This window comes from Blautia sp. Sow4_E7 (assembly GCF_052116245.1).
Lineage (GTDB): Bacteria > Bacillota > Clostridia > Lachnospirales > Lachnospiraceae > Blautia_A.
In genome coordinates this window covers 1-2558 of sequence record NZ_JBQKLL010000096.1, presented here as the reverse complement: position 1 = coordinate 2558, position 2558 = coordinate 1, and the positions used below count along the sequence as shown (strand labels likewise).

Genomic DNA, 2558 nt, shown 5'->3' with positions numbered 1-2558 from the left:
CCATTCAACAACTGTTATATATAAAACAAGGGTGAGAAGCCTGATTTTCAGGCTTGCCACCCTTACATATCATAGAAGAATCTTATTTACAGACTTTTTCTCATAGTCTCGTATTTCTTGGCATGAAGCATGTATGTCCTTTGTCTAATTGGGAAATTACTTTCATTTCCCTTTCTGTCAGTTCGAAATCAAAAATATCCAGGTTTTCTTTCATTCTCTGCGGATTTGATGTTTTCACCAATGGCAAAATATTTCGCTGTACAAGCCAATGCAAAATAATCTGTGCATTTGATTTATGATGAGTGTCTGCTATTTTACAGATCGTTGGATCCGCTAACAGGTCATTTTGTCCTGCAGCAAGAGGTGACCAGGCTTGCATTAAAATATTCTGGCTTTGTAAGTAGGCTTCTTCATCTGTCCGCTGGAAAAATGGATTGCATTCCAGTAAATTCGCCATTGGTTTTATTTTATTCCAGAATATAAAATCAGCCAGTCTGTCCTGAGTAAAATTATCGACGCTGATAGCTCGGACTTGTCCCTGTTCGTAAAACTCCTCAAGTGCTTTCCATGCTCCGTAGTAATCATGATAAGGCTGGTGAATCACATACATATCCAGATAATCAAGTTCCAGCCTTTCCAACGACTGTGTAAGACCGCGCTTAGCTCCTTCATAGCTAATGTCTGGAATCCACAGCTTTGTTGTAACAAACAGTTCCTCCCGCGGCACGCCACAACGTGAAATAGCCCTTCCGACAGCTTCCTCATTTCCATAAGCAGCTGCTGTATCAATCAATCTGTATCCAGCTTTAATTGCCTGCACCACAGCCTCTTCACAAGCACTTTCATCCGTCATACGGAAAACCCCAAATCCAATTTTGGGAATTTCCACACCATTATTTAAAACAAATTTTTCCTTCATAAAAAATTCCTCCTACAAGATTTTTGTGATGTAATCATAACCAATAAAGTGAATAATAGCAAATACTTATAAGGAATGCTTTATTATAGATAAAAAGAATGTTAAAAAGAAGTTTGTCTAAAATGTGTTACGTATATAAAATATAATTACAAGATGTAATTTCAGGCTTTTTGTGCTATACTTTTTTACAACACAAAACCAAATGGGAGGTCATCGACATGGGGAATTATATTCTTATGCATAAAAGTACTCCAGTTATAAAAATGGAATTAGATGAGCTGGAGGGAATTACCAGGATTCTTTCCGTTTATGCCCCGGAACATCTTCCCATAGGTATTCCGGTAAAAAAGAATACAGTTGATAAAAAAGCCCTAAATCTGTGGTGGGCAGACCGTTCCATCCCCTCAAGCCGTTCCGGAGTCCAGGAAGCACTGGATGAACTTGGACTTGCAGACACAAGGCTTCTGCTTGTCCGGAGTTTTGGCCTTAGTCTTTCCGACCAATATTGGATCAAACCGGAACATACAGACCTTCAATGGGAAAAAATTAATTTTTTCGACAATGCTTTTTCTGATGACATTGGAAATGTATTGTTTGGATTGAAAAAAGGGCAGGGGAATTTTGATTTCAGTTCACCGGATAATACTTCTGACGGCTGCCTGAAAAAAAGATGGAAAATCATAGACGGTAAGAGATGTCTGCTCAAAGGCGGCAGCAACCCTTTCCGTCAGCAACCTTTTAACGAAGTGATTGCATCCAAAATCATGGACAAACTGGGAATTGAGCATATTCCCTACAGTATCCTGTGGGACAATGATATGCCTTATAGCGTATGCGAAGATTTTGTAACAAAAGAATTGGATCTTGTCAGTGCCTGGCGAATTTTCCAAACCCGAAAAAAGAGGAATGATGTATCCGTCTATCAGCACTATGTAAACTGCTGCTCTGAACTTGGCGTCAATGTAGTGCCTGCACTGGATCGAATGATCGTCCTGGATTATATCATTGCAAACGAAGACCGGCATTTGAATAATTTCGGATTACTGCGTAACGCAGAAACTTTGCAATGGCTTGGTGCGTCTCCCGTATTTGACAGTGGTTCTTCTCTTGGATACAACAAAGTTCCTTTTGATATTCTTGGGGAAAGAGAGATTATATGCAAACCCTTTAAGAAAACCCACGATGAACAGTTGAAGCTGATTTCTTCCTTTGACTGGATCGATTTTGGGCAGTTGCAGGATGTAGGTGCTATCATCAGACAAGTTTTTGGCGATGAGCGTGTCAGCAACTTTATTGATCAGAAGAGAATTGACGTGATCGTTCAGTCCACGGAAAAACGAATCCAGAAGCTACAGGCATTTGCTAATCAGAAAAAAATATATTCTATATCTACAGAAAACGATGTAACGGAGAATATAGCAGAAAATTATTTGAACTAGAGTGTGTTGCTGTGAACGGAGTGAACAGTAACGATTTATTATTTGAAAGATAAGTGCGAAAAAAAGCAGGCTTCACATACTGTAGCCTGCTCAGACTGTAGACAAACTTGGTGTTGGGTGTTATGCCCAGCACCATTTTTCTTTTAAAACTTCTTTTCTTTTTATTTTTTTCAAAATCAACAAAAATCTGGCTGTGTTCC

2 protein-coding genes are annotated in these 2558 nt (G+C 39.1%); one reads left to right on the top strand and one right to left on the bottom strand.

What is annotated here, in order from left to right:
• Window positions 1-100: 100 nt before the first annotated feature.
• Window positions 101-919, bottom strand: coding sequence for an aldo/keto reductase (locus tag ACTQ50_RS19390; RefSeq protein WP_441485529.1), 819 nt, complete (start codon window positions 917-919; stop codon window positions 101-103).
• Between the two features lie 218 nt (window positions 920-1137).
• Between ACTQ50_RS19390 and ACTQ50_RS19385 the strand changes: the two genes are divergently transcribed.
• Entirely contained in the window at window positions 1138-2358 is a 1221-nt protein-coding gene (locus ACTQ50_RS19385; RefSeq protein WP_441485528.1) for a HipA domain-containing protein, read from the top strand.
• The last annotated feature ends 200 nt before the right edge of the window (window positions 2359-2558 follow it).